This is a genomic window from uncultured Serinicoccus sp., from assembly GCF_947487915.1.
GTDB lineage: Bacteria > Actinomycetota > Actinomycetes > Actinomycetales > Dermatophilaceae > Ornithinicoccus.
Window position 1 is genome coordinate 166,390 of the sequence record NZ_CANKYH010000007.1, and the last position, 19,325, is coordinate 185,714.

The window sequence follows — 19,325 nt, forward strand, 5'->3', positions numbered from 1 at the left end:
CACCACCCAGGCCGACGTCATACGGTAGGGCCGAGCAGTTCCCGCGCCATTCGAGGAGAGAGCATGCACCCCACCCACGCACCGTTGCGGATCGCCACCGGCGCCTTCGTCCTGAACTCCGGTCTCGGCAAGCTCAAGGCCGGCGAGGAGGAGGCCGAGCAGATGCACGGCTGGGCCTCCAGCGTCTACCCCGTGTTCAAGGACATGAAGGCGGGCGACTTCACCAAGGCCCTCGCCTACGCCGAGATCGGTCTCGGTGCCGCACTGCTGCTGCCGACCGTGCCCTCGGCCGTCGCCGGCGCCGGTCTGGCCGCCTTCGGGGTGGGCCTCACCGGCCTCTACCTCAAGACCCCGGGCATGACCCAGGAGGACGGCATCCGACCCACCCCGGACGGCATCGGCCTGGCCAAGGACGTGTGGCTGGTCGGCGCCGGCCTGACGCTGGCCACGCAGTCGTTCCTCTCCGGAACCAAGCACGCCGCGCAGTCGGTCGCCGACGGCGTCGGAAACGCCGCGGGTGCCGTGGCCGGTGGCGTCACCGGCGCTGCCGGAGCCGCGGCCGCCGGGGTCACCGGGGCGGCCAGCTCGGTGGGCCACGGCCTCGCCGACGCCGTCGGCGTGAGCAGCAAGGGCAAGGCCAAGGGCACCCTGAAGGGTCTGTCCAAGGGCGCCCACGACGCCCGTGAGGACCTGTCCGAGGCCCTCGCCGACCTCGCGGACTCGCTGCTCGGCAAGCGCTGAGTCAGCCCAGCCACCTCTCGAGGCCGTCGCGCAGCTGCGCGGCGGCCTCGAGGTAGCTGCGGCGCCGTCCGGGGTCGGTGGTGGCCGCCGCCACCCGGTGCAGGTGCGGCTGGATGAAGAACGTCTCGTGCAGCAGCCAGACCTCGCGCCGCACCAGCAGCGGCGCCAGGTCGACCGGTGACCCGAGCCGCTCCCGCTCGCGGGCGTAGGCCTGCGCCTGGGCGCGGACGCGACCCTCGTCCATCGCGGCGTACCACGGGTCGGCGTGCACCGCCCCGCCGGAGAACGCCAGGTCCCGCGCGGGGTCGCCGACGTGGCCCCACTCCCAGTCGATCAGCCGGGGGACGCCAGCGTCGATGACGACGTTGGCGAGGCAGGCGTCGCCGTGCACCAGGGCCTTCTCGACGGAGCCGAAGGCCGGGAGGCTCTGCTCGCTCCGGCGCAGCACCGCGGGCCAGAGCGGGTCCAGCACGGCCGCAGGACCCGGCTCGTGCTCGCGCCACCAGTCGCGTGCGGCGTGCGCCGCCGCCACCGGGTCCGGGGGTGCCGGTGCGGGGAGTCCCTCGGTGCGACCGCCCACGTGCAGGCGGGCCAGGGCGCGGGCGAGCGCCGCGAGGAGCTCGTCGGTCCAGTCGGCAGGGGCGCGCACCTCACCCGGGACCGCCGTGCTCACGAGGTATGCCGTGGGGTCGCCCTCCGTCGGCAGCCGCACCGCCACCGGCCGCGCGGCGAGGTCGGCGTCCGCGGGCACCCGGGCGAGCAGGTCCAGCTCGGCGTCCAGGCCGAGCGGCAGCTCGTGCACCGGCCGGTGGGGCACCCGCACGGCCAGACCGGGCTCGACCAGCCACACCACGCACGACTCGCCCCGCCCCAGGAGGCGCACCTGCGGGCGGCCCGACGGCACGGCATACCCGGCGGTGGTGAACCACGCGGGGTGGGCGGCGGCCAGGTCGGCGACCCCCGCGGCGTCCAGCTGGGTCGGCAGCACCGCCCGATCGTCGCACCCGGGGGTCGTGCCACAGTGGCCGGGTGACGCACCCCGCCGAGGCCCTGCTCGACCGCTGGCTCGCCGACGCCTCGCTGCTCGCGCCCGATGCGGGCCGAGACCTGTGGCTGGCCGAGGGGTCGCTCCTGCTGCGCGGCTGGTCCGAGCCGCAGCGGCGCTACCACACGACCGAGCACCTCACCGAGGTCCTGGCCGCCCTCGACGAGCTGCAGGAGGCCGGTGCGGTCGACGCGGGCGAGGCGCTCGTGGCACGGACCGTCGGGTGGTACCACGACCTCGCCTACGACCCCCGCGCAGCGCAGGGCAGCAACGAGCACCGCAGCGCCACCCTCGCCCGCGACCACCTGCACCGGCTCGGCGTCGACGACCGCACGGTCGACGCCGTCGAGGCCGGGGTGGTCATGACGCTGGACCACGAGGGCCCCGGCGAGGGAGGTGCCGCCACGGACGCCGTGCACGACGCCGACCTGTGGATCCTCTCGGCGCCGCCCCTGCGGTATGCCGCCTACCGCGCCCAGGTGCGCGAGGAGTACGCCCACGTGCCCGAGGACGCCTTCCGGGCCGGACGACTGGGGGTCATGGGGCCGCTCGCCGCCCGGGAGCGGCTCTACCGGACCGAGCACGCGCACGCGCACTGGGACGCCCGGGCCCGGCTGAACCTGCAGGCCGAGCTGGCGGAGCTGCGGCGGCCCTGACCAGTGACGACGCCGACCCGGCGGTGCTGAGGTAGGCCCGCGGAGCGCCGCACCAGGTGGTGACCGCGGGGGGAGGCGCCGGTGGATGGTCTGCCCGACCCCACAGCTCCCACGAGCCACACGCGCACCACGCTGCGGAGACCTTGCCCGACGCCGGGGATATAACCCCGGCTCGCGTGACTTTCCCCGCAGCGGGATGCGTATGAGGCCAGCGTGACCCAGGTGAGGTCGACGGCTCGGCCGGACACCACCGGTCCCGCACGCCACACGCGCCCCGCCCTGCGGAGATCTTGCCCGACGCCGGGGATATAACCCCGGCGCGCGTGACTTTCCCCGCAGCAGGGTGCCCGAGGGGCCTGTGTGACTCATGTGGTACCGCTTCCCTCCGGTGGCGGCGCCTCACCCACGGACGCCCAGCCCGTCGGCGCCCCGGCCTGCGCAGCCCCAGCCCCCGAGGCACGACCTGCGGCGCCCTACCCCCGGGGCCACCACCACTCGGCGAGCGGCCACCAGGCGGCCGCGCCCGCGACGTCCCGCGCCTCCACGAGGGTCAGCCAGCGCGCCTCGAGCACCTCGACCCCGTCCGGCCGCAGCGGCAGCGGGGACGGGAGCGTGACGGCATACACCTGGACGTAGTTGTCCCCCTCGTCCCAGCTGCGGGCGCCGTGCCCGGGCGGCAGGGTGATCCGCTGGTAGCCCACGGCGACCAGCCGTTCCTGCTCGAGCTCCACGGAGATCTCCTCGGCGACCTCGCGCACGGCCGCCGCCCGCGCGGAGCCGTCGCTGACCTCGCGCTTGCCGCCGGGCGCGCCCCAGCCCTCCCGGGTCGAGGTGCGCACGAGGGCCATGCGCTCCGGGGCCCCCTGCGCCCGGGTGAGGACCACCGACGCCCCGGCGCCGAGACGCTCCAGCGGGGAGGCGACCACCTCCAGCAGGTGTGGTGTCGGCGCGGCCCCGGCCAGCCCGTCCTCGACCCGGGCCAGCGGCCGCTCCCCCTTGCGCTTGCGGAAGCGCAGCCCGCTGTCGCGCAGCCGCCGGGCCAGCTCGGTCCCGCTCACCTCGACCGCGCCGGCGGCGACGACCTCGGCATACCGCTCCTGGGGTATGTCGTAGTGGTCTCCCTCGAAGGACCGTCGCGGGATGCCGACCCCGGCCGCGAAGGCGTGCAGCTCGGCGAGGGAGGCGTCGCTCGCGACGTGCGACCAGAGCCGCCCGTGCGCCGGCCAGCGGGGCGGGTCGACGAGGACGGTCATGCTTCGGACCCTACCTGTGGACAACTTCTGCGCGGGGACCGCGAGGCGGGCTAGCGTCGTGAGCACGAGGTGGCCGACCGGCCGCCGCACGAGGGAGGGACCCCCATGAGCAACACCTTCGCCGTCGACACGGCACGCATCGCCGCCGCCTCCGGTGACATCGAACGGATCGCCGCCAGCATCGAGGGGGAGGTCCGGTCCATGATGGCCAAGCTCAACGCGCTCCAGGACTGCTGGCGCGGGTCGGCGGCCGGTAGCTTCCACAGCGTCACCCAGGACTGGAGCGCGACCCAGGAGAAGGTCCGCACGTCCCTGCAGCAGATCTCGACGACGCTGCGGACGGCGGGCCAGGACTACGAGCTGGTCGAGCAGACCAACCGCACCCGTTTCACCCCCCAGTGAGGCGGCGGCCTCGTCCGGCGCAGGGGGCGGGACGAGGCGCAGGATGTCCCGGGTGGAGCGTCATCCCTGCGGGTGACGGGCGACGCCGCAGCGGGTCCGCAGGCCGGACCCGGCGCGTCGCCGCGCGGGCCGCACCCCGTGAGGCGGTCGGCGCGGGGCCCCCAACCCCAGCCGTCACCTGGCTCCCCGGGCACACGCCGACGGGCGGCCCCTCCACGAAGGAGGGACCGCCCGTCGGTCGTTGGTCGCCCGCGAGGAACGCAGGCGCGTCAGGTCTGATCCGGGGGGATCAGAAGTCCATGCCGCCCATGCCACCCATGCCGCCGTCACCGGCCGGCATGGCCGGAGCCTTCTCCGGCTTGTCGGCGATGACGGCCTCGGTGGTGAGGAAGAGCGCCGCGATGGAGGCGGCGTTCTGCAGGGCAGAACGGGTCACCTTCACCGGGTCGGCCACGCCGAAGCCCAGCATGTCGCCGTACTCGCCGGTCGCGGCGTTGAGGCCCTCGCCCGGGGTGAGGTTGCGGACCTTCTCGGCCACGACCCCGCCCTCGAGACCGGCGTTGATCGCGATCTGCTTGAGCGGAGCCTCGATCGCCACCTTGACGATGTTGGCGCCGGTGGCCTCGTCACCCGTGAGCGAGAGACCCTCGAAGGCCGTGGACGCCTGGATGAGCGCCACGCCACCACCGGCGACGATGCCCTCCTCGACCGCAGCCTTGGCGTTGCGGACGGCGTCCTCGATGCGGTGCTTGCGCTCCTTGAGCTCGACCTCGGTCGCCGCGCCCGCCTTGATGACGGCCACGCCACCGGCCAGCTTGGCCAGGCGCTCCTGCAGCTTCTCGCGGTCGTAGTCGGAGTCCGAGTTGTCGATCTCGGTGCGGATCTGGGAGACCCGGCCGGCGATCTGGTCGGCGTCGCCGCCGCCCTCGACGATGGTGGTCTCGTCCTTGGTGACCACGACCTTGCGGGCGGTGCCCAGCATGTCGAGCTCGGCGGTCTCCAGCTTGAGACCGACCTCCTCGGAGATGACCTGGCCACCGGTGAGGATGGCGATGTCGGCCAGCATGGCCTTGCGCCGGTCACCGAAGCCCGGGGCCTTGACGGCCACGGACTTGAAGTTGCCGCGGATCTTGTTGACCACCAGGGTCGCCAGGCCTTCGCCCTCGACGTCCTCGGAGATGATCATCAGCGGCTTGCCGGACTGCATGACCTTCTCCAGCAGCGGGAGCAGGTCCTTGACCGAGGAGATCTTGGAGTTGACGACCAGCACGTAGGCGTCCTCCAGGACGGCCTCCATGCGCTCGGTGTCGGTCACGAAGTAGGGGCTGATGTAGCCCTTGTCGAACCGCATACCCTCGGTGAGCTCGAGCTCCAGCCCGAAGGTGTTGGACTCCTCGACGGTGATGACGCCCTCGTTGCCGACCTTGTCCATGGCCTCGGCGATCATGCCGCCGATCTCGGTGTCGGCCGCGGAGATGCTCGCGGACTGCGCGATCTGCTCCTTGGTCTCCACCGGCTTCGCCATGGCGAGCAGGTCGTCGTTGACCGCCTGGACGGCGACCTCGATGCCCCGCTTGAGGGCCATCGGGTTGGCGCCGGCGGCGACGTTGCGCAGGCCCTCCTTCACCATGGCCTGGGCGAGGACGGTCGCGGTGGTGGTGCCATCTCCCGCGACGTCGTCGGTCTTCTTGGCGACCTCCTTGACCAGCTCGGCGCCGATCTTCTCGTAGGGGTCCTCGAGCTCGATCTCCTTGGCGATGCTCACGCCGTCGTTGGTGATCGTGGGGGCGCCCCACTTCTTCTCGAGCACGACGTTGCGGCCCTTGGGGCCGAGGGTCACCTTCACGGCGTCGGCAAGGGTGTTCATACCCTTTTCGAGCCCGCGGCGAGCCTCCTCGTCGAAAGCAATGGTCTTGGCCATCTGAGTTGCTTCCTCCACATGTGGATGGACGGGTGACCGGGTGCCGCCCGCGACGGACGAGCCAGGAGGCGCGAGGATCAGGTCTCCCCGGCTCCCGACCCTCGACAGGCCGGTCGGATTATCACTCTCGTGGTGAGAGTGCTAGGTCCATGATGAGCACTCGGGGCCCTCGAGTGCAAATGACCGGGCCGGTATGCCGTCCCGCACCCGGTCACGGCTGCGCGGCTCGGCGGACGGGGGCTCGCGTCAGTGGCGCAGCTCGAGCGTGCGCACGGCGGCCAGCCGCAACGTGTCCTCGGTGAGCCCCAGCCCGCGGCCGGCGTTGGCCAGCGAGTCGACGCCGGCGATCCCGGTGCCCAGCACCTCCGCGAAGCGCTCGGCCATCGCGGCCAGCTGGCCGGCCTGGCTCTCGACGAAGGACCGGTCGACGACCCGGCCGTGGCCGGGCACCCAGGTGTCGGCCAGCCCGGCGGCGGGCTTGTCCAGCAGCGTGCTCAGCGTGGGCGCCCACTCCAGCGGGTAGGCGTCCTCCATCGCCGGGTCCGCGCCCTCCTCGACCAGGTCGCCCGTGAAGACGACGCCGACGTCCGGGACCGCCACGGACAGGTCGTGGTCGGTGTGCCCGCGCCCGGCGAAGAGCAGCTCGACGCTGCGGTCCCCCAGGTCGAGGACGGTGTCGTCCTCGACGAGGTAGAACGGCAGCACGATCTCGGTGTCCTGCACCTCGTCCGCCAGCCCCTCGCGGTCGGTCGAGCGCAGGTGCTCGACCACCTGGCGTCGCTGGTGCTCCCCGGTGCGGCGCAGGTCGTCGGCGGCACCGGAGTGGGCATAGATCTGCGAGTCGCGGAACGCGACGTTGCCGAAGCAGTGGTCGTAGTGCGCGTGGGTGTTGACGACCACGAGCTCGGTGTCGGTGATCTCCCGCACCGACTCCAGCAGCTCCTGGCCGAGGGAGCGGTAGCTGCGGGTGTCGACGACGAGGGACCGCTCGCTGCCCACCACCAGGCCGCAGTTGAGCTTGAGCTCCTCGTGCCGGCGGACGTGGACCCCGGGAGCCACCTCTCTCCAGGTCACCTCAGTCATGCCGCCCGAGTCTAGGTGCTGGGCGGACCACGCCCCGCCGCCCCGCCCGGACACGGCGGGTCGCCGCCCCCCGGTTACCGCAGGGTCACTCTCGACTGGCGGACCCGGGGCGGGCAGGGCAGGGTGGGGCCCGCCAACCGCACGCCCGCAGCGCCCGGAGGGGTTCAATGACGTTCCCGACCCGCATCCTCTATGCCACCGACGGATCCACGAGCGCCGCCCTGGCGCGGGCTCGCACCGTCGACCTGGTCCGGCATACCGACGCAGAGGTGCACGTCGTGCACGTCGCGCTGGTCTCGCCCTGGACCAACCCGACGCCGCTCAGCCCCAGCCAACGCGAACGCCTCCAGATCGAGGCCAGACCCGTGCTGGACGCCGGGGCTGCCGCCCTGGAGGCGGAGGGGGTGGCCGTCACCGGCACCTACCTGCGCAGCGGTCGCGCGACGGACGAGATCCTGCGCCTGCGCGACGAGATCGACGCCGACCTCATCGTCATCGGCAGCCGCGGGCAGAACGCCTTCGTGCGCGTCCTGCTCGGCAACGACGCCGAGGGCGTCGTCCGGCACGCGCCCTGCGCCGTGCTCGTCGTCCGCAGCGAGGGGGAGACCCGATGATCACCGACGTGCTGCTCCCGCTCTCCGGCTCCTCCGACGGGGGGATGCCCGACTTCACCGTCCGCGCCCTCGACCTGTCGGTCATCATCGGCTACCTCGTCCTGAGCCGGATCATCCCGCTCGTGGCCGGCGCCCGGATGAAGCGCAAGGCCCACGCCGAGGCCAAGGCCAGCGGCAAGGAGAGCGACGCCTCCGAGGACTACTTCCTCGGCGGGCGCAACTTCATCTGGCCCTTCGTCGGCCTCTCGCTGGTCGCCACCAACATGTCCGGGGCGACCTTCGTCGGTCTCGCCGGCGGCGCCTACGAGCAGGGCATCTCGATCTTCGCCTACGAGTGGATGTCGGCCGTCATCCTCGTCGTCTTCATCTTCTTCATCCTGCCGTTCTACCTGCGCTCCAAGGTGTTCACGCTGCCGGAGTACCTCGAGCAGCGTTACGACCGGCGCTCCCGGATGGCCTTCGCGGGGTTCAACCTCTTCGCCAACATGTTCATCGACATGGCTGCGGCGCTCTTCGCCGGGGCCGTGGTCGTCAAGGTGCTCTACCCCGACATCCCCATGATCGTCTCGGTGGCGGTCCTGGCGATCCTGGCGGCGATCTACACCGTCATCGGCGGGCTCGGCGCGGTCATGATCAGCGACTCGATCCAGGCGACCGTCACGCTGATCGGCGGCGTCATCGTCCTCATCGCGACCTTCAACGCCATCGAGTCCTGGGACTCCATGGCGCAGGCCGCCGGCGACGAGAAGATGAGCCTCATCCTGCCGGCCGACAACGCCGACCTGCCGTGGCCCGGGCTCATCACCGGTGTGCTCGTCGTGGGGCTCTACTACTGGACGACCAACCAGCTCGTCGTGCAGCGCACGCTGGGCGCGAAGTCGCTCGACCACGGTCGCTGGGGCTCGTTGCTGGCCGGCTTCATCAAGCTGGCCTTCCTCTTCCTGTTCATCTTCCCCGGGGTCATGGCGATCTCGCTCTACCCCAACCTGGACAACCCGGACACGGTCTTCCCGACGCTGGTCTTCGACCTGCTCCCCGTCGGGCTGCGCGGCCTCATCCTGGCGGCCGTCATCGCGGCCATCACCTCGACCGTCGACTCCATCCTCAACTCGGCCTCGACGATCGTGACGATGGACTTCGTCAAGACGCTGCGTCCGGACACCTCGCAGCGGGCGCTGGTCTTCACCGGTCGGGTGGCCACCGTGGTGGCGCTGGTCGTGGCGATCATCTGGGCACCGTTCATCGCCCAGTTCGACACGCTCTACAACTACCTGCAGTCGGTGCTGTCGTTCCTCGTCCCGCCCGTGGTCGCGGTCTTCCTCGCGGGCATCGCGTGGAAGCGGATCAGCGGCACCGCCGCCTTCCTCACGCTGATCATCATGCAACCGGTGGGACTGATCGCCTTCATCCTCACCCAGGTGCTGCCCGAGGAGCCCACGATCCAGTTCCTGTATGCCGCGGGCATCAGCACCGCGCTCTCGGTGCTGCTCCTCGTGGTCGTCAGCCTGCTCGGACCGTCCCCGGACGAGTCGAAGACGGCCGAGCTCACCTGGAAGTCGGAGTACTGGACCGAGGAGTCGCAGGCGCTGCAGGGCACCGCGGTGTGGGCGAACTACCGGGTCATCTCGGTCGTGCTGCTGGTCCTCACGGCGGCCATCGTCGTCACCTGGGCCTGACCGGCATACCGGAGCCTCCCCGCCGCCACGCTCCCACTCATGCACGGAAGGTGTTCCTCTGCGGTGACGCATCACGGCAGAGGAACACCTTCTGTGTATGAGTCCGGTCAGCTGAGACCGGTGATGGTGCCGTCCTCGGCGATGTCCATCCCGAGCGCCGCCGGGACCTTGGGCAGCCCGGGCATCCGCATGATGTCGCCGGTGAGGGCGACGACGAAGCCGGCCCCGGCGTTGACGACCAGCTCGCGGACGGTGATGGTGAAGCCGCGCGGGGCGCCGAGCAGGCTCGGGTCGTCGGAGAAGGAGTACTGCGTCTTGGCCATGCACACCGGCAGGCCGCCGAAGCCGCCGTCGGTGAGCTCGGCGAGCTGAGCGCGGGCGGTGGGGGCGAAGTCCACCCCGTCGGCGCGGTAGACCTGGGTCGCGATCGTCTCGATCTTGTCCCGCAGCCCGGCGTCGTCGGCATACAACGGGGCGTAGTCGCTCCACTGCTCGCACAGCTCGACGACCGTGCGGGCCAGCTCCTCTCCCCCCTCGCCGCCGCGGGTGAAGACCTCGGAGAGCGCGACGTCGACGCCGAGCTGGCCGCAACGATCCCGGACCAGCTCGAGCTCGGCGTCGCTGTCGCTCGGGAACCGGTTGATCGCGACGACGACCGGAACCCCGAACTTCTGGAGGTTCTCCAGGTGCTGCTCGAGGTTGGCCAGGCCGTCCCGCAGGGCGTCGAGGTCCTCGGTGCCGAGCTCGCCCTTGGCCGCCCCGCCGTTGAGCTTCAGGGCGCGCACGGTGGCGACGATGACCGCCGCGGCCGGGCGCAGGCCGACGGCCGGGCAGACGATGTCGAAGAACTTCTCCGCGCCCAGGTCGGCGCCGAAGCCGGCCTCGGTGACGACGTAGTCGGCCAGCTTGAGCGCCGTGCGGGTGGCGAGCACCGAGTTGTTGCCGTGCGCGATGTTGGCGAACGGGCCGCCGTGGATGATCGCCGGGGTGTTCTCCAGGGTCTGCACGAGGTTGGGCTTGACCGCGTCCTTCATGAGCATGGCCATGGCCCCTGCCGCCCCGAGCTGTCCGGCGGTCACCGGCTGCTTGTCGTGGGTGTAGCCCACGATGATGCGGCCGAAACGCTCCTTGAGGTCCTCCAGTCCGGTGGCGAGGCAGAGCGCGGCCATGATCTCGCTGGCCACGGTGATCTCGAAGCCGGACTCGCGGACGACGCCGTCACCCTTCTTGCCCATGCCGATGACGATGTTGCGCAGGGCGCGGTCGTTCATGTCGAGGACGCGCTTCCAGGTGATGCGCTTGGGGTCCAGGCCCAGCGGGTTGCCCTGGTGCAGCGAGTTGTCGACGAGCGCGGCGAGCAGGTTGTGCGCCGAGGTGATGGCGTGGAAGTCGCCGGTGAAGTGCAGGTTGATGTCGTCCATGGGGACGACCTGGGACCAGCCGCCGCCGGCGGCGCCGCCCTTCATGCCGAAGCACGGGCCCAGCGAGGGCTCGCGCAGGGTGGTGATGGCGCGCGCGCCGATCCGGTTGAGCGCCATGGACAGCCCGACGTTGGTGGTCGTCTTGCCCTCGCCGGCCGCCGTCGGGTTGATGGCGGTCACCAGGACGAGCTTGCCGTCCGGCCGGTCCTGCAGGCGGTCGAGGACGTCGAGGGAGATCTTGGCCTTGTGGTGGCCGTACGGCTCGTACTCCTCCTCGCGCAGGCCCAGCCGCTCGGCCACCCGGCCGATCCGCTCCAGCGTGGCCCCCTGCGCGATCTCAACGTCGGTCAACATCCCTGCCTGCCTCCTCGCAGCCGGTGATCACGAGCGCCGACCGGTGATGCTCAGCACGGTCCACGGTGATCGTCAGCACAAACTACAAGACGCCGCCGGCAGGCGTGTCGACTCGCCGCACCCGGCGGCGGGGCGCGCTGAGGCAAATCACACACGTGTAAGTCCGGTGTCGTAGACTCCACTGCAGATCCAGCCGGACCACCAGAGGAGAGGACGCATCCATGGGTGCTGCCAGCCATGTGCAGCAGGTCGAGCCTCCCGTCGGGCTGTCGGCGCGCGACCAGGAGATCCTCGACTTCGAGAACCGCCACTGGACCTACGCCGGCTCCAAGGAGCAGGGCATCAAGGACCTCTTCAGCCTGAGCTCGACGCGCTACTACCAGCTCCTCAACCAGCTCATCGACAGCGAGGCCGCCCTCGCCTACAAGCCGCTGCTGATCAAGCGACTGCGTCGCGACCGTTCGCGCCGCCAGCGGGCGCGGTCGATGCGGCGCCTGGGGATGCAGAGCTGAGCCACGGCATACGCTGGGCGGCGTGAGCCCGACACCGCTGCGCGACCTCGTGCACCCGAGCTGGGCCGAGGCGTTGGCTCCGGCGGACGAGACCGTGGCACGGATCGGGGAGTTCCTGCGCGGCGAGGTCGAGGCGGGGCGGGGCTACCTGCCGGGCGGCCCGCACGTGCTGCGCGTCTTCACCCGGCCGCTGGACGACGTGCGGGTCCTCATCGTGGGCCAGGACCCCTACCCGACTCCGGGGCACGCCGTCGGACTCAGCTTCTCCGTCGCGCCGGACGTGCGTCCGGTGCCACGCAGCCTGCAGAACATCTACACCGAGCTGGTCGAGGACCGCGGCGTGCCGCGCCCCAGCACCGGTGACCTCTCCCCCTGGGCCGACGCCGGCGTCATGCTGCTCAACCGCGTCCTCACCGTCCGCCCGGGCGCCCCGGCCAGCCACCGCGGCCAGGGCTGGGAGGAGGTCACCGATCTGGCCATCGACGCCCTCACCCGGCGCGGCGGCCCGCTCGTCGCGATCCTCTGGGGCCGCGACGCCCGCAACCTTGCGCCCCGGCTCGGCGACGTGCCGCGCGTCGAGAGCGCCCACCCCTCACCGCTGTCCGCCCGCCACGGCTTCTTCGGCAGCCGGCCCTTCAGCCGGGCCGACGAGCTGCTGCGCCAGCAGGGCGGTGCGCCGATCGACTGGAGGCTGCCCTGAGCACCCACGACCACACCGCCACCGCGGCCCCGCCGCAGCACCGCCTCGCGGAGGGCCGTGACCAGCACTCCCACCCGCTGCGGCTGGTGCACGGCGAGGCCGGGCCCACCGTGCACGGCCAGGCCGGCAGCATCCGTCCCGTCCCCCGGGCCTGGGCGCGCTACGTCGCGATCGGCGACTCCTTCACCGAGGGCATGAGCGACCCGGATCCGGACACCCGGGACGCCTACGTCGGGTGGGCCGACCGGCTCGCCGGGCTGCTGGCCGGGCACGTCGACGACTTCGGCTACGCCAACCTGGCGGTCCGGGGCCGCACGCTCACCGACGTCGTCGGCCCCCAGCTCGAGGCCGCCCTCGGCCTGCAGCCGGACCTGGTGAGCATCGTGGGGGGCGGCAACGACATCCTGCGCCCGCGCGCCGACATCGACGACCTCGCGGCCCGGCTGGACACCGCGGTGGCGCGGATCCGGGCCACCGGCGCCGACGTGCTCATGGCGACCCCCACCGACCCCGCCGGGGCCCCGATCATCGGTCGCACGCGGGGGCGGGCCGCGGCCTACATCGCGCACATCTGGTCGATCGCCCAGCGCCACGGCTGCTACGTCCTCAACCAGTGGGCGTGCGACTTCCTCAAGGACTGGCGCATGTGGGCGCAGGACCGCATCCACATGACCCCCGAGGGGCACCACCGCGTCGCCCTCACCGCCTACGTCGCGCTCGGGCACAGCGCCGAGGGCGCCGACTGGCGGGCGCCGCTGCCGCCGCAGGCTCCGGCGGCCACCGTGGACACCCTGCGTGGGCACGCCCGGTGGGCCCGCGAGTATGCCGGGCCCTGGGTCCAGCGACGCCTCACCGGCCGCTCGTCCGGGGACAGCGTGCTCGCCAAGCGCCCCGAGCTGGGGCCGGTGGCGCGGCCGGCCCCCTCCCACGCCGACCGACCGCCCGCGCAGGGCACCCCCGAGCACTGAGGAGCCGATGATGTTCGAGACCCCCTCCGGGCTGTGGCTGACCGTCCTGGGCCCCGACGAGCTGGAGGTGCTGTCCGCCCGCGGCCTCGGCTGGCTCGGCGTCGACCTCCAGCACGGCAGGTATGCCGTCGCCGACCTCCCTGGGCTGCTGCGCGCCGCCCCGGTGCCGGTGCTGGCGCGCGCCGCCTCGGCGGACGCCGCGCACCTGGCGCAGGTGCTGGACAGCGGGGTGGCCGGGGTCATCGTGCCCGGGGTGACCTCCGTGGACGGGGCGGCCGCACTGGTGCAGGCCGTCCGTTTCCCGCCCGAGGGCGTGCGCAGCACCGGGCTGACGAGGGCGGTCCTCACCGGCGCACCGGAGCGGCCGCTGCTGCTGCCCATGGTCGAGACGGCCGGGGCCCTGGAGGACGTCGAGCGGATCGCCGCCCTGCCCGGGGTGGACGGCCTCTTCGTCGGGCCCTACGACCTCTCGCTCTCCCTGGACCGCCCCGGCGTGACCGACGAGCAGGTCGTCGCCGCGATCCGGCGGGTGCGGGAGGTCTGCACCGAGGCGGGGCTGCTCGCAGGGGCCTTCTCCGGAGACCGCGAGCTCGACCGCCTGCTCCCGCCGGGGCTGGACCTCCTCGCCCTCGACACCGACGTGACCGTGCTGCGGCGCGGGCTCGAGGCGCTGCTCGGCACGCCCTGAGGGACGACGGGGCGGGTGCACGACCGCCGGACGTCAGGCATACCCCTGGCAGGCACGCAGATGCGTGGGTATTGTCTCGCTCATGACGCAGATGCGCGTGTCCGAGGCGGCCTCCCTCCTCGGCGTCTCCCCCGACACCGTCCGACGGGCCATCGACGCCGGCCGCCTGGCCAGCACCCGTGACGGGTCCGGTCGCACGGTCGTCGAGGGCACGGACCTCGCCGCGCTGGCCCAGCAGCAGGCGCACCCGGCCGAGGTCGGCGCCGTCGGCGCCTCCTCCGCCCGCAACCAGCTGCGCGGCATCGTGACCCGGATCGTCAGCGACACCGTCATGTCCCAGGTCGACATCCAGGCCGGGCCGTTCCGGCTGGTCTCCCTCCTCTCGACCGAGGCGGTCGAGGAGATGGGGCTGGAGGTCGGCTCGGTGGCGATCGCCACGGTCAAGGCGACCAACGTCGGGGTCGGGGTGCCCGCGTGAGGAGGAGGGGTCGTCCCGCGGTGGTCCGGCTCGTCGGCCTGCTGGCAGCCGCGTCCCTGACCCTCGCGGCCTGCACGCGCGACGCCGCCCAGCCCGACAACGCCGACGAGCCGCAGGACGCGCTCACGCTGACCGTGCTCGCCGCGAGCTCGCTCACCGACGTGCTCGAGCCGGTCGTGGACACCTTCGAGGTCGACCACCCCGGCCTGACCGTCCGCGCCAGCTTCGCCGCCAGCTCGACGATCGTGCAGCAGGTCAACGAGGGCGCCCCGGCCGACGTCGTCGCCCTCGCCGGTGAGGCCTCGCTGGAGCCGCTGGAGGAGGATCGTCGGGACGGCCCGGTCAGCCTCTTCGCCACCAACCAGCTCGAGATCGCGGTGCCGGTCGACAACCCCGGCGGGGTCGCCGACCTGGACGACCTCGCCGCCGGCGAGCTGACCCTCGTCGTGTGCGCCGAGCAGGTGCCCTGCGGCCAGGCGACGGCCCGCCTGCTGGCGCAGGAGGGGCTGGAGCCGCCGATCGCGTCCTACGAGAGCGACGTCCGCGCCACCCTGACCAAGGTGGAGCTGGGCGAGGCCGATGCCGGCCTCGTCTACCGCAGCGACGTCGCGGCGGCCGGGGACCGGGTGGCCGGAGTCGAGATCCCCGAGGACCGCAACGTCGTCAACCGCTACCCGGCGCTGGCCGTCTCCGACCGCGAGCTGGCCCAGGCCTTCGTCGACCACCTGCTCGCGGAGCGCGTGCAGGCGCGCCTGAGGGAGGCCGGCTTCGGCCCGGCCCCCGAGCGGTGAGGGCGACCTCGACCCGCGAGCGGCCGACCACCGGCTCCTGGTCGCTGCGGGTCCCGGCGCTCATCGGGATCGCCTTCGTCGTTGTGCCGCTGCTCGCCCTGCTGGCCCGCACCGACTGGCCGCAGCTCGGCACCCACCTGTCCTCCCCCGTCGTCGGGCAGTCGTTGCGGCTCTCCGCCGTGACGACCAGCGCCACCATGGTGCTCGTGTGGCTGCTGGGCACACCGTTGGCGTGGTTGCTGGCCAGGTCGGACCACCCGCTCACCGCGTGGGCCCGCGCGGTCATCACGGTTCCGCTGGTGCTGCCACCGGTGGTGGGGGGCGTCGCGCTGCTCATGGCCTGGGGCCGGCGCGGCGTGGTCGGCGGCCCGCTGGAGGCGTGGTTCGGGATCAGCGTGCCGTTCACCACCCTCGCCGTGGTCATGGCCGAGCTGTTCGTGGCGCTGCCGTTCTACGTCGTCTCCGTGGAGGGGGCGATGCGCGGGCTGGACCGCCGGGTCGACCAGGTGGCGGCGACGCTCGGGGCGGGCCCGGTGCGCACCTTCGTGCACGTCGTGGTGCCACTGGTCCTGCCGGGCATCGCCGCCGGGTCGGCGCTCGCCTGGGCCAGGGCGCTCGGGGAGTTCGGCGCGACCATCACCTTCGCCGGCAGCTTCCCGGGGCGCACCCAGACCGCGCCCCTGGGGGTGTACGCCGCCCTCGAGCAGGACCCGGACGCCGCCCTCGCCCTCTCGGTGGTCATGCTCGCGGTCAGCGTGCTCGTGCTCGGCGGCCTGCGCAGCAGGTGGCTGCGGTGAGCGGGCTGCGGGCCGACCTGCGGGTCCGCCGGGGCGAGCACGTCGTCGAGGCCCGGCTCGACGCCCCCGCCGGGGTGAGCGCGCTGCTGGGGCCCAACGGCTCGGGAAAGACCACCCTGCTGCTCGCGCTCGCCGGCCTCCTGCACGCCGAGCGGGCCCGGGTCGAGGTGGCGGGACGCACCTGGGCCGGTGACGGGGTCGACCTGCCGCCCGCGCGGCGCAGCGTCGGCCTGGTGCTGGCCGACCCGGTGCTCTTCGGCCACCTCAGCCTGCTCGACAACGTGGCCTTCGGCCCGCGCTCGAGAGGTATGCCGCGGCGCGCCGCCCGCGCCCGCGCCCAGGAGGAGCTGGGGCGGGTCGGGCTGGGCGAGCTGCTCCGTCGCCGACCCGCGCAGGTGTCCAGCGGCCAGGCGCAGCGGGTGGCGCTCGCCCGGGCCCTGGCGACCGACCCCGACGTGCTGCTGCTGGACGAGCCCCTGTCGGCGCTGGACCCGCAGACCCGGTCCCGCACCCGCGCCGACCTCGCGACCCGGTTGCGCGCCTACCCCGGGGTCACCCTCCTGACCACGCACGACCCGCTGGACGCGCTGACGCTGGCCGACCGGCTGCTCTTCCTCGAGGAGGGGCGGGTCACCCAGACCGGGACGCCGGGTGAGGTCGTCGCCCGGCCGCGCACGGCCTACGTCGCGTCGCTGGTCGGCCTCAACCTGCTCACCGGCACGCTGGTGGATCAGGAGGGGTGGGCGGTGGCGCTGGAGGCCGACGGCGCGCGGCCCGCGGGCCGTCTGGTGCTCGCCGAGGCGCCGGAGGGCGCGGCAGCCGGCGAGCAGGTCTGGGCCAGCGTCAACCCCGCTGCCGTCGCGCTCTTCTCGCAGCGGCCGCAGACCTCCGCCCGCAACCTGTGGCTGCTGCGGGTCGAGTCGGTGACCGTCACCGGCCAGCGCGCCCGGGTCCACCTCACCGGCGACGTCGACCTCGTCGCCGAGGTCACGCTGGGGGCGGTGGCGGAGCTCGACGTCCAGCGCGGGCGCGAGCTGTGGGCCGCGGTCAAGGCGACCGAGATCCACGCCTACCCGGCCTGACCACCGGACCCCTCCCTCCCGCGCCGGACGCAGGGTGGGCCCGCACCGGACGCGCGGTAGGCCCGCCGCGCCGCACCCGGCGCGCGGCCGCTCCGGTTAGCAGGTGACGCGACGTCCGGAACTATCGTCCTGCAGCATGGTGCCAGTGACGCGCGTGCTCCCCACCGAGGAGGCCGGCGACCTCCTGGCCCTGGTCCGCGAGATCACCGACGAGCAGCTGCTCCCCCAGGTCGACGAGGCCGAGACAGCCGCCCGGTTCCCGCGGGAGACCTACACCACGCTCGGCCAGGCGGGGCTGCTGTCGCTGCCGTTCCCGGAGGCCTTCGGCGGCGGCGCCCAGCCCTACGAGGTCTACCTGCAGGCGGTCGAGGAGATCGCGCGCGGGTGGATGTCGGTCGCGGTCGGCGTCTCGGTCCACTCGCTCACCGCCTCCCCCATGACCGGCTTCGGCACCGCCGAGCAGCAGCAGGAGTGGCTGCACGGCATGCTCTCCGGCGACCAGCTCGGCGCCTACTGCCTGTCCGAGCCGCAGGCCGGCTCCGACGTCGCCTCGATCCGCACCCGTGCGGTCCGCGACGGTGACGACTACGTCATCTCCGGCACCAAGGCCTGGATCAGCCACGCCGGGCACGCCGACTACTACACGCTCTTCGCCCGCACCTCCGACGACGGCGGCCGCGGGCTGTCCTGCTTCCACGTGCCCGCCGACACCGAGGGGCTCGTCCTCGGCGAGCCGGAGCGCACGATGGGGCTGCACTGCGACACGGTCCGCGAGGTCGTCTTCGACGGGGTCCGTCTGCCGGCCGGCCACCGCATCGGCGCGGAGGGCGAGGGTATGCCGATCGCGCTCGCCGCGCTCGACGCCGGCCGCCTGGGGATCGCCGCCTGCGCCGTGGGGCTGGCGCAGCGGGCGCTCGAGGTCGCGACCGCCTACGCCGGCGAGCGCGAGCAGTTCGGCCGGGCCGTCGCCGGCAACCAGGGCCTCGCCTTCCTGCTGGCCGACATGGCGGCGGCGGTCGGGTCGGCACGGGCGACCTACCTGCACGCGGCGCGCCTCAAGGACGCCGGCCTGCCGCACGGCCAGGAGGCCTCGGTCGCCAAGCTGGTCGCCACCGACGCCGCCATGCGGGTGACCACCGACGCCGTGCAGGTGCTCGGCGGCTACGGCTACACCACCGACTTCCCGGTCGAGCGCCTCATGCGCGAGGCCAAGGTGACCCAGATCTTCGAGGGCACCAACCAGATCCAGCGCCTGGTGATCTCCCGCCACCTGCTGGCCGCACACCACTGACCCCCGAGAGGATCCACCATGCAGATCACCGAGCGCACCGTCGCCCTCGTCACCGGCGCCGCCAGCGGGCTGGGCGAGCAGAGCGCCCGCCGTCTCCTCGAGGCCGGCGCGCGGGTCCTGCTGGTCGACCTGCCCGGAGGGCGCGGCGAGGAGCTGGCCGGCGAGCTCTCCACCGAGCACGGCGAGGACCGGGTCGCCTTCGCCGCCGCCGACGTGCGGGACGCCGAGCAGGTCGCCGCCGCGGTGCGGGCGGCGAGCGAGCTCGGCGAGCTGCGCGTCGTCGTGAACTGCGCCGGTGTCGCGACGCCGGGCCGGATCCTGTCGCGGCGCGGCGTGCTGGACCTCGAGGCATACCGCACCGTCGTCGAGATCAACCTCATCGGCACCTTCAACGTGCTCCGCCTCGCGGCCGAGGCGATGGCCGGCAACGAGCCCGACCTCGCCGAGCACGGGGACCGCGGCGTCATCGTCATGACCGCCAGCGTGGCGGCCTTCGACGGGCAGGTCGGGCAGGCGGCCTACGCCAGCTCCAAGGCCGGGGTCGTCGGACTCACGCTCACCGCCGCCCGCGACCTCGCCGACAAGGGCATCCGCGTCATGACGATCGCGCCCGGGGTCTTCGAGACGCCGATGATGGCGGGGCTCGGCGACGACGTCAAGGACTCGCTCGAGGCGCTGGTGCCCCACCCCTCCCGGCTGGGCAGGCCCGAGGAGTACGCCTCGCTCGTCACCCACATCGTCGACAACCCCATGCTCAACGGCGAGGTCATCCGCCTGGACGGCGCACTGCGGATGCCCCCGCGCTGAGCCCCACCTGCCCGCCTGCCGCGCGACCCACGGACCCGGGACCTA

The 19,325-nt window shown here is 73.1% G+C and carries 20 protein-coding genes; 15 read left to right on the forward strand and 5 right to left on the reverse strand.

The window, feature by feature from the left end; genetic code table 11:
• Window positions 1-63 precede the first annotated feature (63 nt).
• Window positions 64-741 carry a hypothetical protein gene (locus Q0795_RS10825; RefSeq protein ID WP_298889566.1) on the forward strand — a complete coding sequence of 226 codons (678 nt, stop codon included), beginning with the start codon at window positions 64-66 and terminating at the stop codon, window positions 739-741.
• A 1-nt stretch (window position 742) separates the two neighbouring features.
• On the opposite strand, the gene Q0795_RS10830 is transcribed toward Q0795_RS10825, so the two are convergent.
• Window positions 743-1,729 (reverse strand): phosphotransferase, encoded by a 987-nt coding sequence (locus Q0795_RS10830; RefSeq protein WP_298889568.1) that lies wholly within the window; start codon window positions 1,727-1,729, stop codon window positions 743-745.
• Window positions 1,730-1,770: 41 nt separating this feature from the next.
• Here Q0795_RS10830 and Q0795_RS10835 point away from each other — a divergent pair, with 41 nt between their 5' ends.
• The gene (locus Q0795_RS10835; protein WP_298889570.1) at window positions 1,771-2,442 is read left to right on the forward strand and encodes a hypothetical protein; all 672 of its coding nucleotides are present in this window, start codon (window positions 1,771-1,773) and stop codon (window positions 2,440-2,442) included.
• Between the two features lie 473 nt (window positions 2,443-2,915).
• On the opposite strand, the gene Q0795_RS10840 is transcribed toward Q0795_RS10835, so the two are convergent.
• A complete protein-coding gene (locus Q0795_RS10840) occupies window positions 2,916-3,695 on the reverse strand; it encodes a DUF4031 domain-containing protein (protein WP_298889572.1) in 780 nt (259 codons plus the stop codon).
• A gap of 105 nt (window positions 3,696-3,800) precedes the next feature.
• Between Q0795_RS10840 and Q0795_RS10845 the strand changes: the two genes are divergently transcribed.
• Window positions 3,801-4,097 carry a WXG100 family type VII secretion target gene (locus Q0795_RS10845; protein ID WP_010147143.1) on the forward strand — a complete coding sequence of 99 codons (297 nt, stop codon included), beginning with the start codon at window positions 3,801-3,803 and terminating at the stop codon, window positions 4,095-4,097.
• 289 nt (window positions 4,098-4,386) lie between these two features.
• On the opposite strand, the gene groL is transcribed toward Q0795_RS10845, so the two are convergent.
• Both groL and Q0795_RS10855 read right to left on the reverse strand, forming a co-directional pair.
• The gene (gene groL / locus Q0795_RS10850) at window positions 4,387-6,018 is read right to left on the reverse strand and encodes a chaperonin GroEL (RefSeq protein ID WP_298889574.1); all 1,632 of its coding nucleotides are present in this window, start codon (window positions 6,016-6,018) and stop codon (window positions 4,387-4,389) included.
• Window positions 6,019-6,264: 246 nt separating this feature from the next.
• Entirely contained in the window at window positions 6,265-7,101 is an 837-nt protein-coding gene (locus Q0795_RS10855) for an MBL fold metallo-hydrolase (RefSeq protein ID WP_298889576.1), read from the reverse strand.
• Window positions 7,102-7,268: 167 nt separating this feature from the next.
• On the opposite strand from Q0795_RS10855, the gene Q0795_RS10860 reads away from it, so the two are divergent.
• Together Q0795_RS10860 and Q0795_RS10865 are read left to right on the forward strand one after the other, a co-directional pair.
• Window positions 7,269-7,715, forward strand: coding sequence for a universal stress protein (locus tag Q0795_RS10860; protein ID WP_298889578.1), 447 nt, complete (start codon window positions 7,269-7,271; stop codon window positions 7,713-7,715).
• Window positions 7,712-9,391 (forward strand): sodium/solute symporter, encoded by a 1,680-nt coding sequence (locus tag Q0795_RS10865; protein WP_298889580.1) that lies wholly within the window; start codon window positions 7,712-7,714, stop codon window positions 9,389-9,391. The genes Q0795_RS10860 and Q0795_RS10865 overlap by 4 nt, the downstream gene beginning before the upstream one ends.
• 107 nt (window positions 9,392-9,498) lie before the next feature.
• Here the strand turns inward: Q0795_RS10865 and Q0795_RS10870 are convergent, their stop codons facing one another.
• Window positions 9,499-11,166 carry a formate--tetrahydrofolate ligase gene (locus Q0795_RS10870; RefSeq protein ID WP_298889582.1) on the reverse strand — a complete coding sequence of 556 codons (1,668 nt, stop codon included), beginning with the start codon at window positions 11,164-11,166 and terminating at the stop codon, window positions 9,499-9,501.
• A 221-nt stretch (window positions 11,167-11,387) separates the two neighbouring features.
• Here Q0795_RS10870 and Q0795_RS10875 point away from each other — a divergent pair, with 221 nt between their 5' ends.
• The 10 genes from Q0795_RS10875 to Q0795_RS10920 all read left to right on the forward strand — a co-directional run bounded on the left by Q0795_RS10875 (window position 11,388) and on the right by Q0795_RS10920 (window position 19,280).
• Window positions 11,388-11,678 carry a DUF3263 domain-containing protein gene (locus tag Q0795_RS10875; RefSeq protein ID WP_298889584.1) on the forward strand — a complete coding sequence of 97 codons (291 nt, stop codon included), beginning with the start codon at window positions 11,388-11,390 and terminating at the stop codon, window positions 11,676-11,678.
• A 22-nt stretch (window positions 11,679-11,700) separates the two neighbouring features.
• Complete coding sequence (locus Q0795_RS10880) at window positions 11,701-12,378, forward strand: uracil-DNA glycosylase (RefSeq protein ID WP_298889585.1); 678 nt, start codon at window positions 11,701-11,703, stop codon at window positions 12,376-12,378.
• 86 nt (window positions 12,379-12,464) lie between these two features.
• Window positions 12,465-13,346, forward strand: coding sequence for an SGNH/GDSL hydrolase family protein (locus Q0795_RS10885; protein ID WP_298889587.1), 882 nt, complete (start codon window positions 12,465-12,467; stop codon window positions 13,344-13,346).
• A gap of 10 nt (window positions 13,347-13,356) precedes the next feature.
• Window positions 13,357-14,034: an aldolase/citrate lyase family protein gene (locus Q0795_RS10890; RefSeq protein WP_298889589.1), complete on the forward strand. Its 678-nt coding sequence runs from the start codon at window positions 13,357-13,359 to the stop codon at window positions 14,032-14,034.
• Window positions 14,035-14,116: 82 nt separating this feature from the next.
• Complete coding sequence (locus Q0795_RS10895; RefSeq protein ID WP_298889591.1) at window positions 14,117-14,512, forward strand: TOBE domain-containing protein; 396 nt, start codon at window positions 14,117-14,119, stop codon at window positions 14,510-14,512.
• Window positions 14,509-15,303, forward strand: coding sequence for a molybdate ABC transporter substrate-binding protein (gene modA / locus Q0795_RS10900; protein ID WP_298889593.1), 795 nt, complete (start codon window positions 14,509-14,511; stop codon window positions 15,301-15,303). Before Q0795_RS10895 ends, modA begins: the two co-directional genes overlap by 4 nt.
• Window positions 15,300-16,100 (forward strand): ABC transporter permease, encoded by an 801-nt coding sequence (locus Q0795_RS10905; RefSeq protein WP_298889594.1) that lies wholly within the window; start codon window positions 15,300-15,302, stop codon window positions 16,098-16,100. Before modA ends, Q0795_RS10905 begins: the two co-directional genes overlap by 4 nt.
• On the forward strand, window positions 16,097-17,182 hold the full coding sequence (locus tag Q0795_RS10910; protein WP_298889595.1) for an ABC transporter ATP-binding protein: 1,086 nt from the start codon (window positions 16,097-16,099) through the stop codon (window positions 17,180-17,182). Before Q0795_RS10905 ends, Q0795_RS10910 begins: the two co-directional genes overlap by 4 nt.
• 139 nt (window positions 17,183-17,321) lie before the next feature.
• Entirely contained in the window at window positions 17,322-18,473 is a 1,152-nt protein-coding gene (locus Q0795_RS10915; protein ID WP_298889801.1) for an acyl-CoA dehydrogenase family protein, read from the forward strand.
• An 18-nt stretch (window positions 18,474-18,491) separates the two neighbouring features.
• The gene (locus tag Q0795_RS10920; protein ID WP_298889597.1) at window positions 18,492-19,280 is read left to right on the forward strand and encodes an SDR family NAD(P)-dependent oxidoreductase; all 789 of its coding nucleotides are present in this window, start codon (window positions 18,492-18,494) and stop codon (window positions 19,278-19,280) included.
• The last annotated feature ends 45 nt before the right edge of the window (window positions 19,281-19,325 follow it).

Coding starts and splice junctions, on each gene's coding strand:
- Q0795_RS10825 (WP_298889566.1), top strand. CDS start 64: ATGCACCCCACCCACGCACCGTTGCGGATCGCCACCGGCGCCTTCGTC.
- Q0795_RS10840 (WP_298889572.1), bottom strand. CDS start 3,695: ATGACCGTCCTCGTCGACCCGCCCCGCTGGCCGGCGCACGGGCGGCTC.
- Q0795_RS10845 (WP_010147143.1), top strand. CDS start 3,801: ATGAGCAACACCTTCGCCGTCGACACGGCACGCATCGCCGCCGCCTCC.
- groL (WP_298889574.1), bottom strand. CDS start 6,018: ATGGCCAAGACCATTGCTTTCGACGAGGAGGCTCGCCGCGGGCTCGAA.
- Q0795_RS10855 (WP_298889576.1), bottom strand. CDS start 7,101: ATGACTGAGGTGACCTGGAGAGAGGTGGCTCCCGGGGTCCACGTCCGC.
- Q0795_RS10860 (WP_298889578.1), top strand. CDS start 7,269: ATGACGTTCCCGACCCGCATCCTCTATGCCACCGACGGATCCACGAGC.
- Q0795_RS10865 (WP_298889580.1), top strand. CDS start 7,712: ATGATCACCGACGTGCTGCTCCCGCTCTCCGGCTCCTCCGACGGGGGG.
- Q0795_RS10870 (WP_298889582.1), bottom strand. CDS start 11,166: ATGTTGACCGACGTTGAGATCGCGCAGGGGGCCACGCTGGAGCGGATC.
- Q0795_RS10875 (WP_298889584.1), top strand. CDS start 11,388: ATGGGTGCTGCCAGCCATGTGCAGCAGGTCGAGCCTCCCGTCGGGCTG.
- Q0795_RS10890 (WP_298889589.1), top strand. CDS start 13,357: ATGTTCGAGACCCCCTCCGGGCTGTGGCTGACCGTCCTGGGCCCCGAC.
- Q0795_RS10895 (WP_298889591.1), top strand. CDS start 14,117: ATGACGCAGATGCGCGTGTCCGAGGCGGCCTCCCTCCTCGGCGTCTCC.
- Q0795_RS10920 (WP_298889597.1), top strand. CDS start 18,492: ATGCAGATCACCGAGCGCACCGTCGCCCTCGTCACCGGCGCCGCCAGC.